The following is a 14313-nucleotide window of genomic DNA, read 5'->3' on the forward strand; positions in this document are numbered from 1 at the left end:
ACTGAACCCAAAAAGTTAGACATAGAAGCTTAGGCTGCTACTTGGGCATGAATTCGGTACTGTACCGGACTCATGCCTTTTAATTTTGCCTTAATCCGTTTGTGGTTATAGTAATATATATAATTCTCTAATTCTAGTTTGAAATGCTCCATACTCTCAAATTCTTTTAAGTACAGTAATTCAGACTTTAATAAGCCAAAGAAATTCTCCATGACTGCGTTATCTAGGCAATTCCCTTTTCGGGACATACTCTGTATGATTCCTTTTTCTTTTAAGGCGTGTTGATAATGCTTCATGCGATAATGCCAGCCTTGGTCGGAATGCAAAATAGGAGTGTCTCCCTCATTTAGTCGGCTAAAAGCTTTATCCAACATCTCTGATACCAGGCGATAAACAGGACGTTTTTCTATGTTATAAGCGATGATTTCCCCGTTGTATAAATCTAAAATGGGGGATAAATATAACTTCTCTCCATGAAGGTGGAATTCTGTCACATCTGTTACCAACTTCTCATTTGGCTTTGATGCTTTAAAATCACGTTCTAAAATATTAGGAGCTACTTTCCCAATATTTCCGCGGTAAGATTGATATTTTTTCATACGCACGAGACATTTTAATCCCATTTTATTCATCAATCGTCTCACTGTCTTATGATTTATTTTTAATCCCCGATTACGTAATTCCAATGTAATGCGGCGGTATCCATATCGTCCTTGATGTTCATCAAAAATCCCCTGAATCAACTCTTTAGTTTCCTTATACTTATCTGGACGATCCATTTGTTTTACCCAATAGTAATACGTACTACGCGCAATTCCAGCGACCTTTACTAGATCAATTACTTTAAATTCATGCCTTAATTCATATATTATTTGCGCTTTGTTTTCTTCTGTAATTTTTCCTTTTCTTGAATTAAGGCTTGTAACTTTTTTAAATATGCATTTTCCATACGTAAACGCTCATTTTCAGCTCGTAACGCTTCAGACTCTTCGACTGACTTAGGTTTCTTTGTTTCTTTTTTCATGGATGGACGCCCCTTTTGTGTTGGTTTTAGGGCATCTATTCCAAGTGATTCGAAACTTTTTAGCCAATTTTGAATGGTACTATGTGTTGCGATGTTAAAAATTGCAGCCGTTTCCCTTATAGACGTCCCTGTCTCTTTTATATAATTTAGTACGTCTAGTTTAAACTCTGTTGTGTAGGATGTATAGGGTTTTTTAAAGGCACTTTCACCATGATATTCATATTGTTTAATCCAATTTAATAAGACAGTATGATCTACTCCTATGGATTTCGCAATTGTTTTTACCCCCTCGAATCCTTGTTGATAACGTATAATTGCTTCTATTTTTTCCTCTATATTAAATTTAGACATATAAAAACTGCACCTCCAATTGTTAGATGTGTGTCTAACAATTGGGGTGCAGTTCATTATGATTGGTGACTCAACATTCCTTCTTTGACTACAGCAAAGTTTTCTAGACTCGCGAAAAGAAGTGTTGGGTTAATAATCGTTATTAAGCGATCTTCCAAACTAGCCACTGCTTCAAAGTATTTTGTAGCTTGAAAGGCTCCGATGCTAATGGATTTTAACTGATCCTCTTGAATATCTAAGATTTCCTTGGCCTCTTTAACGATTAGAGCTGCAGATATTTCATCTGATTGAATAACAATTAATTTTACATCTTCATCCATTGTCATTTGTTGACGATGGAAGATTTGATGAGTATCTAAAACAGGAATCAACTCTCCTCTAACCTTTACAACACCCTTCATATAATAAGGCATATTCGGGATAACATTGATATCTTCAAGCTTTTCTATAGAAATCACGTGTTCAATTGGCATTCCGTATTCTTCATCCCTTGTTTTAAAAACAACAACTTTCGAAATATCCATCTTATAATCTCCTCCATAAATTCCCTGAGGTTTCTTACTAACTAAGACTATCATACTATGAAAACCAGGCTTTTGGAAGATGATCTTATGTAAAAGGATACAGAAGAAACTAGAAGCATCATAGCGTTCCCTCTAATCTATTACCATTTTCTCCATTCTATCATTTCTTTTTCATCTAAGTCTTTACGGAGTACAGTTTCACACATATTAAAAATCATTTCAATAGCAGGTGTACTATTTGCTAATACTCTTAATGCTAAGCCCGGAACATTAAGTAAGCTTATTCCAAATCTAGCATCTATTGAAGAAGATAAAGCTTCTCTTATTTTCTCTATTACCGTTTCACTTACATGAGGATGAATCATAAACAACGTACCTATATGAGTATATCCTTCAAGTTGCATGAATTGATGAAGATTTTGATTCGGAACTAACAATTGATGGTCAAATACCTGAAGCTTGTCATCAATAAAGATTTTCATTTTTGAAGCCACCTTTTCATATTGAAAAAGCTTTCCATCTTCAGACCACCCAGGTGTGATAATATCTGTAAAATAAAAGATTGAGTTTGAGTCCATATACACATTTGTTTGTTGTGAAAAATTAGCATCCTTATAGGGAATTAACGAATCTTGTTTCACATATAACTCACTATTATTTTTCAAAAAATAATCCATGTATTGGGTTACGCCTAATCGAGGCGACTTATAAATCTTTGTAGAAGCTTGTGTAGTTAAAGCTAGTTTTGCTCCTTCACTTACTACTACCTCTGTTTTATAGGAGTCACCGTCAACATACCCACCACCAACATGAATAAGTGTTAAAAGAGGCAGACCTTCAGGCAGATAGGTCGGACGTGTTATTTTCAACACTCCATCAAAAAAACTATTACTAATCACCGACCTATTTTGTTTTTTCTCTACCTCAAGCTGAAGGTACCCTGTATAAGTCATGCTTCAAGACCAACCAAAAATGCTTCCTTACGAATCCAATCCACCACGTCATTAACACCTGTTCCATCTTTAAGATTTGTGAAAATATAAGGACGGTCTCCTCTTGATGATAGTGTGTCTTTTCTCATAATTTCTAGATCAGCCCCAACATATGGTGCTAAATCTATTTTATTAATAATAAACAAGTCAGATTTGATCATCCCTTGACCACCTTTTCGAGGAATTTTTTCCCCTTGTGCAACATCAATAATATAGATAGAAAAATCTACTAGCTCCGGACTGAACGTTGCCGCAAGATTATCTCCACCACTTTCTACAAAAATAAGGTCAAGATTCGGGTGACGCTCATTTAATTCATCTATTGCCGCAAAATTCATTGAGGCATCTTCTCGAATGGCAGTATGAGGGCATCCACCTGTTTCAACACCAATAATTCGATCTTCTGGTAAAGCACCGTTTCTAATGAGAAACTGGGCATCTTCTTTTGTGTAGATATCATTTGTAATGACCGCAACCTCAAGCTCATCCATTAACGCCCTTGTTAATTTGTCTACTAATAAAGTTTTTCCTGCACCTACAGGTCCTCCGATACCGATTTTAATTGGTTCACTCATCTTATTTCATCCTTTCCTATCTTTGAACTATGACATAAACAAACGTACTGAAAGCTGCTCATGTAACATCTGAGCAATTTCCAAACCCGGTGCCCCTGCACCAAGCTGTTCTTCATCAAGACTCATTATTTGTTTGACAATCTGATTCAAGAACGGTTGTATTTCAACTAAAATTTTTTGTCCATCAGTTTGTCCAATGGGAATTCCTCTTACTGCGTTTTGAACGAGTGTTGTAGTTGTTGCAAAGAGATAAGTAGACAAAGTAGTCTCTACCTCTATATCTAGACCTTGACAAACAAATGCAAAAACGATCGAACTGTGGCCATGAGCTTCCTTTTCTTTTATTTTTATTTGATACGTTTTTAGCTGCTTATTTGGAAACAGCTCATTCATGACTTTGACCATTTGCCGACCAATTCGACGATTTCCTTCTCGCGTTTCTTTAGCCATGGCAAGGGCAAAAAGTTCATGATCTAGTTGCCAAATTGAATCCAATCGATTATCTTGTAAATATTCAAAGGCTAGTCGGCATGCTAAACCATCTGTAAAAACAAATTGAGTTTGAAGAAACTGTTTAAGAGCTACCAAAAATGTTTTTTTATCCACCACTTTACCCTCTTGAATATACGTTTCTAATCCAAAAGAGTGAGAAAATGCTCCAGATGGAAAATTCGAATCACAGATTTGCAGCAATTGGAACAAGTGATTAGTCATGTGAATGTCCGATATGTTTAAAGGCTTGATTCATTTTTCTATTTTCCCTAGCATATGGAACTGCTAATTCCTCTAGCAATCGCTCTACTAAATAGTCATACTGAACAATCATCTCATTACCTTCAAATTGAGCTGGTAAATGTCGATTTCCTAATTGATGGGCAATCTCGCCCATTTGTAGGATGCTAGTTGGTTTAATGACAATAACATCATCTTCAATGACACTTATAACTATTGAATTCTTCTCATCCTGAAATAAAATATCTCCATCCATTAATTCTTTTACATCTTTAAGACGGATTCCAAGTTCATTTCCATGATCTGTTTTCACACGTTGAATCTTCTTAACTAAATCATCACTCCTTAAGTAAACACGCTCAACATGATGTGGAGCTTTTTCTAAATCTTTTACATTTCCTACTACTTTTTCAATAATCATTTTCTCACCTCAAAATAAAAAATATCGTTGAGCTAAAGGTACCTTGTTATCTGGTTCACACGTAATCAGTTGACCATCAACCGTAACTTCATAGGTTTGTGGATCGACCTCAATTACAGGTGTTTCTCCATTTAATTTCATATCACTTTTCTTTAATTGACGAATATTCTTTACAATTCCAATTTTCTTTTGTAATCCTAATTTTTTATTTACTCCCTGCTCATACGCTGCCTTAGATAAAAACGTCATGCTTGTCGAATATTTCGCCTTTCCAAAGCTTGCAAACATTGGCCGATACAAGGCTGGCTGTGGAGTTGGAATTGACGCATTTGGGTCTCCCATTACACTCCACGCAATCATTCCTCCCTTTACTACCAACTCTGGCTTAGCCCCGAAGAAGGCTGGATCCCACAAAACAAAATCAGCTAGCTTCCCTACTTCAATGGATCCCACATAATCTGAGATACCATGGGTTATTGCTGGATTTATCGTGTATTTGGCAACATATCTTTTGGCTCTAGCATTATCGTTTTCTTCTCCAGTGATTAATTCACCACGTTGACGCTTCATCTTATCAGCTGTTTGCCATGTTCTTGAAATAACTTCACCGACTCTTCCCATCGCTTGTGAATCGGAACTGATCATGCTAAACACACCTAAATCATGAAGAATATCTTCTGCTGCAATTGTTTCCTTTCGAATACGAGAATCTGCAAAGGCCAAATCTTCTGGTACAGATGGATCTAAATGATGACACACCATCAGCATATCTAAATGCTCAGCAATCGTATTAACCGTGTATGGTCTCGTTGGATTCGTTGATGAAGGAAGTATATTTGGGTAAGAAGCAGCTTTGATAATATCAGGGGCGTGACCTCCACCTGCACCTTCCGTATGGTATGTATGAATAACACGCCCGTCAATCGCATTTAAGGTATCCTCCACAAAGCCACCTTCGTTTAACGTATCGCTGTGGATCGCAATCTGAATATCGTATTTATCAGCAACATCTAACGCTTTATCAATATTTGATGTTGTTGTACCCCAATCTTCATGGAGCTTTAATCCAATTGCCCCTGCTTCAATCTGCTCTGCTAAAGCTTCTTCATTAGAAGCGTTTCCTTTGCCGAGAAATCCTAAATTAACAGGAAATTCTTCAGCTGACTTGAGCATTTGATGAATATTCCATGCTCCAGGTGTACAAGTTGTAGCATTTGTTCCTGTAGCCGGACCTGTACCTCCTCCTATCATCGTTGTAACACCCGATTCAATAGCGGTGCGAACTTGCTGTGGACAAATAAAATGGATATGTGCATCTATTCCTCCAGCCGTAACAATCATCCCTTCAGCTGCAATTACCTCAGTTGAAGCCCCGATCACAATGTCCACAGAGTCCATAATTAGAGGATTACCCGCTTTTCCAATACATGTAATGATTCCTTCTTTTATACCAATGTCAGCTTTATAAATTCCTGTATAATCAAGAATTAGCGCATTTGTCACAACAAGATCTACAGCGTCTTTTCTTGTTGCCAAAGGATGCTGGCCCATGCCATCCCTAATAACTTTACCTCCACCGAATTTAACTTCATCACCATATGTGGTGTAATCTTTCTCAACTTCAATAAATAGTTCGGTATCTCCAAGCCTCACCTGATCACCAACTGTCGGACCAAACATATCTGCGTACTGATGTCTTGACATTCGAAAACTCATCGTTACACTCCTTTATCCAGTGCATCATTTGTTAAATTGTTAAGACCATATATTCTTCTTTCACCTGAAAATGGGATAAGCTCTATTACTTTTTGATCTCCTGGTTCAAAACGGACCGCTGTACCCGCTGGAATATTTAATCTTCTTCCAAAAGCTTTTTCTCTATCAAACTCAAGTGATCTATTAACCTCGTAAAAATGAAAGTGGGAGCCAATTTGTACAGGCCGATCCCCATTATTAACGACTTCAAGTTGTGTTGGCTGTTTGTTTACATTACAAATAATCGGCTCATTTTTTAACCTTAATTGTCCTGGTACCATTCTTCACCCTCTTTTCGTATCATGAAATCGGCTCATGAACCGTTACTAATTTTGTTCCATCAGGAAATGTTGCCTCTACTTGGATGTCATGAATCATCTCAGGTACTCCCTCCATAACATCTTCTCGGGATAATATGTGTTTTCCATATTGCATGAGTTCTGAAACAGACTTTCCATCTCTTGCACCTTCTAACACCTCGTAGGTTAAGATCGCAATAGCTTCAGGATAGTTCAGCTTTAGGCCTCTATTTTGTCTTCTTCTAGCTAAATCCGCTGCAACAACAATCATGAGCTTTTCCTGCTCACGAGAAGTAAGTTTCATTATCGTTTTCCTCCTAAACCTCTAAATGCTTTGTAATATCTTCAAACATTTACTTCATCAAAAACTTTAAATTCTAAAGCATTAGTGGGAGATAAGAATTAAGCAAGACCAGAGAAACAAACTCTATATTATTAGGGGGAAATATAGTACTTTTCTGGTCTTGCTTACAACTTACCTCCTCTTCTTCAGGTTCCTCTGATACATTTACTCACACTAAACATAAGAATAATAAATCACTAACAGTTACATCATAATTAATTACTATACATGTAAGAAAAGTTAACATGATTTATACTTCTCATTATACATAATTTCCATTGTTATACAATGATTTTTTCAAAAATTCAGTTATATATTTTTATAAAACATTATCTGAACTAAACAAATAAAATAAGATTTTTTTGTAACTTTTCTATTGGAAAAACGACAAATATAAAAAGCGATAAAAGGTAGGTGTAGATATTGAGAGCTATCATTAGTTTATTAATAACCATGTTAATACTATTTGGTTGTGGGAATGGTCATACAAGTGAGAATCAACAAGAAGGAGGTAATAATTCTGAAAGTGATCTGGATATTGTTGCAGGTGATATGGTATCAAGCATAATCGAAATTAGTCCACTTCAATACAAATATATAGTTAAAAATCAAACGCAGGAAACAATTACTTTGGAATTTACCAGCTCACAAAGAGTTGATTATTCTGTATCAACTAAGGAAGGTCAGGAGTTATTCCTTTATTCAAGTACAGCCTCCTTTCTTGCAGCATTAGGAGAAGAGACTATTGCACCTGGAGAAGAATTTCAATATAAAATCAACTTGACTGAGTTAAATCTTCAAAAAGGAGAATATATTTTAACTGCATGGATGACTCCTGAGGAAGGGGCATCTTTTAAAATCACTAAAGAGTTTACACTTGAATAACCAAGGAGATAAGTCAGTAGTAAAACAGACTCATCTCTTTGGTTAAAAAATAGAAATTTTATCTTCCTACAAACATTTGTGTCCAATGATGACCATTTGAATCATATCCAATCCCAATGTGCGTAAAATCTTTACTTAAAATATTCTTTCTATGTCCTTCACTATTCATCCAAGCTTGGACAACTTCTTGTGGCGTTCGTTGACCTTGTGCGATATTTTCACCAGCAGTCTTATATGTTACTCCAAAATCCCTCATCATATCAAATGGCGAACCATATGTTGGGCTAGTATGTGAGAAATAATTATTTTGTCTCATGTCTTCCGACTTCTTTTGAGCTACGCCATTCAGTTGTGTGTCTGCTTTTAAATCAGGTAACCCATTTTTACGTCGTTCTGCATTTGTTAAGTCAATAACCTGCTGAACAGCCTGATTAACACCTTGTGCTGGCTGTTGGTTTTCAGCAGGTGCTTTTGCTTGTTCTTGTTTAGCTGGTGTCTGTTGTTGCGCTGGCGCTTTTGCTTGCTCTTGTTGAGCTGGTGCCTGTTGTTGTGCTGGTTGTTGGTTTGTTGCTTGATTATTTTGTTGAGCATCTGCCTGTTGTTTTGTTTGTGCTTGTTGCTGATTTGCAGCTTGCTGCTGAGCTTGTTGCTGGTTTGCCTGTCCAGTATAACGTTGCGCTAATTGATTAGCTTTTTGCTGCGCTTGTTGCTTTTGTTGTTCAATAAACTGACGAGCTTGTTTTTCAGCATCTTCATTGGAATTCGCTTTAATAAATTTATATTTTGCTTCTTGAACAGCAATAGCCTTTGTATGTGGATATTTATCACTCGAAAGATCTGTTTTCGAACTTGATATTGTCATTCCATTCGGATCCTTATTTCCCATGAAACGATCAGTAACTAGTTCGTAATCATTATCTTTGATGTTATTATCAGGATTTGTTGTTCTAAAACGATTATTATCTACTCTGTCAAGTGTATTTATATCCCTCGTAAAAGGTCCATAACTTGTTCGTCCGTTATAATTTACATTCTCTGCAACATCCATTGTATTTGTTCTGTTATCTGTTTCGAAAGCACCTTCGTTATTGTTACATGCGACTAACCCAACAACTAAAGCACTCGTAGTAATCAATCCAAGCTTTTTCTTTATCAATGCAAACCCCTCCTTAAATATTTGATTAGGTACCTTCTTATTTTCTTTAATTTTTTGAAATCTATTGATGGTAATAATCAAGTTATTTGGAGAGAGATTCACTTTTGGGGAATAAACACCAAAAAGCGCTTGGAATAATCCAAGCGCTACGCATTACTGAGCCACTTCTTGAATAACAGCTAAAACAAGTTCAGCTGTTTTTTCAAGTTCCTCAATTGGCATTTTTTCGTTTGTTGTATGAATTTCTTCATAACCTACTGCTAAGTTGACTGTTGGAATTCCATTACCAGCGATTACGTTTGCATCACTACCACCGCCACTTGTTTGCAGTTCACTGTTACGACCGATTCTTGCTGCAGCACGTTTCGCAACTTCCACAACATGATCTCCGTCACCAAATTTAAACCCTGGATACATAACCTCAATATCAACTTCTGCACTTCCACCCATCTCTTTGGAAACACTTTCGAAAGCTTCTTTCATTTTCTTTACTTGTTCTTCCATCTTTTCCGGCACTAGAGAACGGGCTTCTGCTAGGATATGTACTAAATCACACACGATATTTGTTTGTGTACCCCCTTCAAAACGTCCTATATTGGCAGTTGTTTCATGATCAATTCTTCCTAAAGGCATTTTTGCAATTGCCTTTGCAGCAATTGTAATCGCCGAAACACCTTTTTCAGGAGCTACACCAGCATGTGCTGTTTTCCCATAAATTGTTGCCTTAACTTTAGCTTGTGTTGGAGCTGCTACAATAATTGTCCCAACTTTACCATCACTATCAAGCGCGTAACCAAACTTTGCTGTCATTAAACTCGGATCCAACGCTTTAGCTCCCACTAAACCTGATTCCTCTCCGGCTGTTATGATAAATTCTATTTTTCCATGCTGAATGTTTTGTTCTTTTAAGGTTCTAATCGCTTCAAGCATAGCTGCTAAACCTGCCTTATCATCTGCACCAAGTATAGTAGTTCCATCTGTCACCACATAACCACCTTTGATACTTGGCTTTATCCCCTTACCAGGTACTACAGTATCCATGTGGGAAGTAAAATAAATAGGATCAACATTTTCTTTAGTCGCTTCTAATGTACAAATAAGGTTTCCAGCTCCATGACCTGTTACAGCTGTTGTATCATCTTCAACAACGTATAAACCCAGATCGGAAAACTTCTTTTTTAGTACTTTTGCTATCTCTGCTTCATATTTTGTTTCTGAGTCAACTTGAACCAATTCAAGGAACTCGTCTAATAAACGTTGTTTATTAATCATAAAATTCATTTCCTCCTACGTATTAAAGGGGAATATTCCCATGTTTTTTTGCTGGTCTATTTTCTTTTTTTGTTCTTAGCATTTCCAAAGCCTGCGTAAGTTTAATCCTTGTATCCCTAGGATCAATCACATCATCCACCATGCCTTGGCTTGCGGCAACATATGGATTAGCGAACTTTTTTCGATATTCCTCAATTTTCTCGGCCCTTGTTTGCTCCGGATTAAGACTTTCCTGAATTTCTTTAGCAAAGATGATATTCGCAGCTCCTTGTGGTCCCATAACAGCAATTTCCGCATTTGGCCATGCATATACAAGATCAGCTCCAATTGATTTACTATTGAGTGCTACATAAGCACCTCCGTATGCTTTTCTTAAGATAACTGTTATTTTAGGAACAGTTGCCTCGGAATAAGCAAATAGTATTTTGGCACCATGACGAATAATTCCTCCGTGTTCTTGTTTAATTCCCGGGAAAAATCCAGTCACATCCTCAAATGTAATGAGCGGTATTTGAAAAGAATCACAAAAACGTATAAATCTTGCTGCTTTGTCAGAAGAATCGATATCTAAACCGCCGGCCATATATTTCGGTTGATTGCAAACTAAACCAACAACCTCTCCCTTAATCCTAGCTAATCCAATCACAATGTTTTTTGCAAATTCTTTCTGAACTTCTAAAAATGATTGTTCATCAACAACCTGATTAATTACCGTTCTCACATCATATGGTCTTACGGCATCAAAAGGAATACATTCTGTTAAATCAGGTCTGTAATCATCTGAATCAGGCACAGAGGTGACAGGTGGCTTTTCTTCATTATTTTGCGGTAAATAACTTAATAAGTTCCGTACTTGTAAAAGGACATCTTCTTCAGTAGAGCCTGAAAAATGAGCATTTCCGCTAATTGTATTATGTACTTTTGCACCACCTAAATCCTCTGAACTTATTTTCTCTCCTGTTACGGTTTCAATTACTTTTGGACCTGTAATAAACATTTGGCTTGTTTTTTCGACCATAAAAACAAAATCCGTGATAGCCGGTGAATAAACAGCACCTCCTGCACACGGTCCCAATATGACAGAAATTTGAGGAATAACACCGGAATAAATTGTGTTACGGTAAAAGATTTGGCCATAGCCATCTAATGATACCACACCCTCTTGAATTCTAGCACCGCCAGAGTCATTTAGTCCAACAAAAGGAGTACCATTTTTTGCAGCCAAATCCATAACAGCCGCAACCTTCATCGCATGCATTTCACCTAGAGCTCCACCAAAAACAGTAAAGTCTTGAGAAAACAGGTAAATTGGTTTTCCATTCACTTTACCATAACCTGTTACAACACCATCACCAGGACCATTTTTTTCTGATAAGCCGAAATCGTTACAACGATGTTGGATAAAAGGATTGATTTCAACAAAAGAACCAGGATCAAGTAATATATCTATTCTTTCTCGGGCGGTTAATTTTCCTTTTTCGTGTTGTTTAGCTACTTTCTCATCACCACCACCTAACTCTACCTCTCGTCTTCTTTCATATAATTCGTTAATTTTTTCATAAATATCATGATTCATTATGTTCACCCCTCTTTTTTTCACATAACTCAACCAACACGCGATTTCCTGCCGATGGGTGAATAAACGCAATATTTGAATTAGCTGCACCACTTCGCACATTTTCATCAATAAGTGGAATTCCATTTTCCTTTAATTCCTTTAAACGAGCATTTATATCATTTACCCCTAATGCAATATGGTGAATTCCCTCGCCCTTTTTCAAGAGAAATTTGGCAATTGTACATTCCTCAGACATCGGCTCTAACAATTCGATTTTTGTTTCTCCAGCTTTTAGGAAGGCTACTTTTACTTGTTGTTTCGGAACCTCCTCAACACCTATTAATCTAAGTTGCAAAACGTCTCTATAGAATGTTAATGCATCTTCTATTGAATGTACGGCAATTCCAATATGATCAACTTTGTTTATCAACACTCATCTCTCCCCACCTTATGATGAAAACGCTATCAAGATATAATATTTCTTCTCTTTTCAATAAAGGAATCCCTCTTTTTTTGACGAAATTCTTTCACATTTTAACTGTTGTCCAAATGAAACTTTCACGATAGAATATACGTACAAGGAGTGAAGAAATATGTCACGTAAAACACAAAAAGTTGTCGTTTATTTAATGATCGGCGTTATGCTTATCACAACTTTACTTGCTGGTTTATCAGCTTGGTTTTAATGCAAGAGAGTATTTGATACCTACAGGGTAATGTATCTGTTACTTTTTAAACATTACCTCGTTTCAATAATTGTAAAAGATATTTATGTTTTGATTCGATGATTCATGTTCTATGATCAAAATTGATGTTGAAAAAACAACAAAAGAGTCTGAAAGAAAGGTAAAACCTTATCTTTCAGACTCTTTTGTTATTGCACCGTGTTTTTCTGCTAGGTCCTGAAATGATTCTTCTGTATTAGTAATAAACACTTTTGTGCCTAAAGGAACTTTTTCATAAAAAGATTCAACTTCTTCGTTGCGCATTCTAACACAACCTTGAGTCACATAGTGTCCAATAGACTCTTTGTTATTTGTACCATGAATTCCAAATGTTCGTCCATCCGTATCCTCAGCATCAAAACCAATCCATCTTGTCCCAAGAGGATTTTTTGGATCTCCTCCGGGTATATCTTTTTTTCGAAAATAAGGGTCCACTGCCTTGACTGTTATTGTAAATTTACCTTCAGGTGTAAGTTCTTTCGATTTTCCTGTTGCCACATGATGAATTTCCTTTATTTCATTTTCATTGATAAAGGCCAATTCATTTGATTGTTTATTAATGATAATAAAAGGATCACCGGGTAATGGATTATCTCCTATAGGCCAGAATGGTGAATGAATAATAAATAGAAAAAGTAACAATGCTTTCAAAAAATCACCGTCCTTTTTCTTTTAATATGTTCAGGTTGCTTTTATTCCATGCAATCTTCGGTTAGGCTCCATCCCTTTAAATTGACTTTTTATAACTAAATACTGCTCCATTTCTTTAATAAAATGCAGTAAAGCTGCTCTTGCTTCAAACTCTTCCCTTGTTTTTGGCAAATCCATTTCCTCAAAAGACCTTTTCATTTCTTGTAGTTGGTTAAGAAATTTATTTGCCGTATTTCCTGGATGAATATTTAAACTTAATTCATGTAAAAAGTCGGCAATCATTCTACTTTGTTCAATAGCAATATGTATTGATGTAACAATCGGAATGACTCGCTCGATGATCTCAAATTGTTTTTCTCTCATTTTGAAATAATGATAATACGAATTCTCATGGCGTAAGAAATGATTTTCAACATCTCGAAATGCGATTGTTTTCGCCTCATCTATAAGCTTTGCTGTTTTAGTGATTTCCTTTCCATCCCATTTTTGATCTTTTTCTGTTAAATAGCATTCAATTTCTTGAAAGATAATGACCAAATTTTCTTCAATTTCAATTTGTAAATTTTTTAATTTTTTCTCTACACTAGGCATATATAAATTCATAATAAGAGCCATCCCAATTCCTATTACAACGATTGATAATTCATTTCCGATAATTTCAAGTGTTATTTGTTCTTCACTGAATAGGTGAAAAATAACAACAGTGCTTGTCACGATACCTTCAGTCGCCTTTACAACAACAGTTGTTGGAATAAAAAATAACAAAAGAACTCCTATCACTAACGGATGATATGCAATACCTTCAAAAAAGACAAAAGAAAATATCATTGCTATTAAACAGGCAAGAAAGCGTGCCCAAGAACTTTTTAAAGATTTCTTCTTTGTTACCTGTATACATAGAATTGTAATAATTCCTGCAGAGGTATAATTGTCTAAACCTAAAAATTGTGCGAGCATAATAGCAAGAGTTGTTCCAAGTGCCGTTTTAGCTGTACGATAGCCAATCTTAAACATAGATAATCTCCTTAAAACTCCATTATGAACAATAGT

At 36.1% G+C, this 14313-nt stretch carries 17 protein-coding genes; 2 read left to right on the forward strand and 15 right to left on the reverse strand.

What is annotated here, in order from left to right; translation table 11 throughout:
- Positions 1-29: 29 nt before the first annotated feature.
- From LPC09_RS16720 to LPC09_RS16760, 9 genes are all read right to left on the reverse strand, one after another.
- Positions 30-1375, reverse strand: a protein-coding gene (locus tag LPC09_RS16720; protein WP_098799740.1) for an IS3 family transposase whose coding sequence is annotated in 2 segments (ribosomal slippage) — positions 30-919 and positions 919-1375 — 1347 coding nt in all. Because the reading frame shifts where the segments join, the coding sequence is not laid out codon by codon here.
- Between the two features lie 56 nt (positions 1376-1431).
- Entirely contained in the window at positions 1432-1899 is a 468-nt protein-coding gene (locus tag LPC09_RS16725) for a chemotaxis protein CheW (RefSeq protein ID WP_231307856.1), read from the reverse strand.
- 140 nt (positions 1900-2039) lie between these two features.
- Positions 2040-2852, reverse strand: a complete 813-nt coding sequence (locus LPC09_RS16730) for an urease accessory protein UreD (protein WP_231307857.1) — start codon at positions 2850-2852, stop codon at positions 2040-2042.
- Complete coding sequence (gene ureG, locus LPC09_RS16735) at positions 2849-3466, reverse strand: urease accessory protein UreG (RefSeq protein WP_098796072.1); 618 nt, start codon at positions 3464-3466, stop codon at positions 2849-2851. Before ureG ends, LPC09_RS16730 begins: the two co-directional genes overlap by 4 nt.
- 27 nt (positions 3467-3493) lie before the next feature.
- Positions 3494-4180 (reverse strand): urease accessory protein UreF, encoded by a 687-nt coding sequence (locus tag LPC09_RS16740; RefSeq protein WP_098796071.1) that lies wholly within the window; start codon positions 4178-4180, stop codon positions 3494-3496.
- The gene (gene ureE, locus LPC09_RS16745) at positions 4173-4619 is read right to left on the reverse strand and encodes an urease accessory protein UreE (protein WP_098796070.1); all 447 of its coding nucleotides are present in this window, start codon (positions 4617-4619) and stop codon (positions 4173-4175) included. The genes LPC09_RS16740 and ureE overlap by 8 nt, the downstream gene beginning before the upstream one ends.
- Before the next feature lie 9 nt (positions 4620-4628).
- On the reverse strand, positions 4629-6335 hold the full coding sequence (gene ureC / locus LPC09_RS16750; protein WP_098796069.1) for an urease subunit alpha: 1707 nt from the start codon (positions 6333-6335) through the stop codon (positions 4629-4631).
- Positions 6336-6337: 2 nt separating this feature from the next.
- Entirely contained in the window at positions 6338-6655 is a 318-nt protein-coding gene (locus LPC09_RS16755) for an urease subunit beta (RefSeq protein ID WP_098796068.1), read from the reverse strand.
- A gap of 19 nt (positions 6656-6674) precedes the next feature.
- Positions 6675-6977, reverse strand: coding sequence for an urease subunit gamma (locus LPC09_RS16760; RefSeq protein ID WP_121662699.1), 303 nt, complete (start codon positions 6975-6977; stop codon positions 6675-6677).
- 462 nt (positions 6978-7439) lie between these two features.
- Here LPC09_RS16760 and LPC09_RS16765 point away from each other — a divergent pair, with 462 nt between their 5' ends.
- Positions 7440-7901, forward strand: coding sequence for a BsuPI-related putative proteinase inhibitor (locus LPC09_RS16765; protein ID WP_098796066.1), 462 nt, complete (start codon positions 7440-7442; stop codon positions 7899-7901).
- Positions 7902-7959: 58 nt separating this feature from the next.
- On the opposite strand, the gene LPC09_RS16770 is transcribed toward LPC09_RS16765, so the two are convergent.
- The 4 genes from LPC09_RS16770 to mce all read right to left on the reverse strand — a co-directional run bounded on the left by LPC09_RS16770 (position 7960) and on the right by mce (position 12317).
- Complete coding sequence (locus LPC09_RS16770; RefSeq protein ID WP_331275778.1) at positions 7960-9057, reverse strand: CAP domain-containing protein; 1098 nt, start codon at positions 9055-9057, stop codon at positions 7960-7962.
- A 153-nt stretch (positions 9058-9210) separates the two neighbouring features.
- On the reverse strand, positions 9211-10329 hold the full coding sequence (locus LPC09_RS16775; RefSeq protein ID WP_098796065.1) for a M20/M25/M40 family metallo-hydrolase: 1119 nt from the start codon (positions 10327-10329) through the stop codon (positions 9211-9213).
- Between the two features lie 22 nt (positions 10330-10351).
- Complete coding sequence (locus LPC09_RS16780; protein WP_098796064.1) at positions 10352-11905, reverse strand: acyl-CoA carboxylase subunit beta; 1554 nt, start codon at positions 11903-11905, stop codon at positions 10352-10354.
- On the reverse strand, positions 11895-12317 hold the full coding sequence (gene mce, locus LPC09_RS16785) for a methylmalonyl-CoA epimerase (RefSeq protein WP_442919994.1): 423 nt from the start codon (positions 12315-12317) through the stop codon (positions 11895-11897). The genes LPC09_RS16780 and mce overlap by 11 nt, the downstream gene beginning before the upstream one ends.
- A gap of 163 nt (positions 12318-12480) precedes the next feature.
- On the opposite strand from mce, the gene prli42 reads away from it, so the two are divergent.
- Complete coding sequence (gene prli42 / locus LPC09_RS16790; RefSeq protein WP_176551009.1) at positions 12481-12573, forward strand: stressosome-associated protein Prli42; 93 nt, start codon at positions 12481-12483, stop codon at positions 12571-12573.
- Between the two features lie 168 nt (positions 12574-12741).
- On the opposite strand, the gene LPC09_RS16795 is transcribed toward prli42, so the two are convergent.
- Both LPC09_RS16795 and LPC09_RS16800 read right to left on the reverse strand, forming a co-directional pair.
- Positions 12742-13263, reverse strand: a complete 522-nt coding sequence (locus tag LPC09_RS16795) for a L,D-transpeptidase (RefSeq protein WP_231307859.1) — start codon at positions 13261-13263, stop codon at positions 12742-12744.
- A 30-nt stretch (positions 13264-13293) separates the two neighbouring features.
- Positions 13294-14277, reverse strand: a complete 984-nt coding sequence (locus LPC09_RS16800) for an aromatic acid exporter family protein (protein ID WP_098796061.1) — start codon at positions 14275-14277, stop codon at positions 13294-13296.
- Positions 14278-14313 lie beyond the last annotated feature (36 nt).

This window comes from Metabacillus sp. B2-18 (genome assembly GCF_021117275.1).
GTDB lineage: Bacteria > Bacillota > Bacilli > Bacillales > Bacillaceae > Metabacillus.

Excerpts from the sequence above, each read along its gene's own strand:
- prli42 (WP_176551009.1), top strand. The coding sequence starts at position 12,481 with ATGTCACGTAAAACACAAAAAGTTGTCGTTTATTTAATGATCGGCGTT.
- ureE (WP_098796070.1), bottom strand. The coding sequence starts at position 4,619 with ATGATTATTGAAAAAGTAGTAGGAAATGTAAAAGATTTAGAAAAAGCT.
- ureG (WP_098796072.1), bottom strand. The coding sequence starts at position 3,466 with ATGAGTGAACCAATTAAAATCGGTATCGGAGGACCTGTAGGTGCAGGA.
- LPC09_RS16780 (WP_098796064.1), bottom strand. The coding sequence starts at position 11,905 with ATGAATCATGATATTTATGAAAAAATTAACGAATTATATGAAAGAAGA.
- ureC (WP_098796069.1), bottom strand. The coding sequence starts at position 6,335 with ATGAGTTTTCGAATGTCAAGACATCAGTACGCAGATATGTTTGGTCCG.
- LPC09_RS16760 (WP_121662699.1), bottom strand. The coding sequence starts at position 6,977 with ATGAAACTTACTTCTCGTGAGCAGGAAAAGCTCATGATTGTTGTTGCA.
- LPC09_RS16730 (WP_231307857.1), bottom strand. The coding sequence starts at position 2,852 with ATGACTTATACAGGGTACCTTCAGCTTGAGGTAGAGAAAAAACAAAAT.
- LPC09_RS16775 (WP_098796065.1), bottom strand. The coding sequence starts at position 10,329 with ATGATTAATAAACAACGTTTATTAGACGAGTTCCTTGAATTGGTTCAA.
- LPC09_RS16725 (WP_231307856.1), bottom strand. The coding sequence starts at position 1,899 with ATGGATATTTCGAAAGTTGTTGTTTTTAAAACAAGGGATGAAGAATAC.
- LPC09_RS16800 (WP_098796061.1), bottom strand. The coding sequence starts at position 14,277 with ATGTTTAAGATTGGCTATCGTACAGCTAAAACGGCACTTGGAACAACT.
- LPC09_RS16740 (WP_098796071.1), bottom strand. The coding sequence starts at position 4,180 with ATGACTAATCACTTGTTCCAATTGCTGCAAATCTGTGATTCGAATTTT.
- LPC09_RS16755 (WP_098796068.1), bottom strand. The coding sequence starts at position 6,655 with ATGGTACCAGGACAATTAAGGTTAAAAAATGAGCCGATTATTTGTAAT.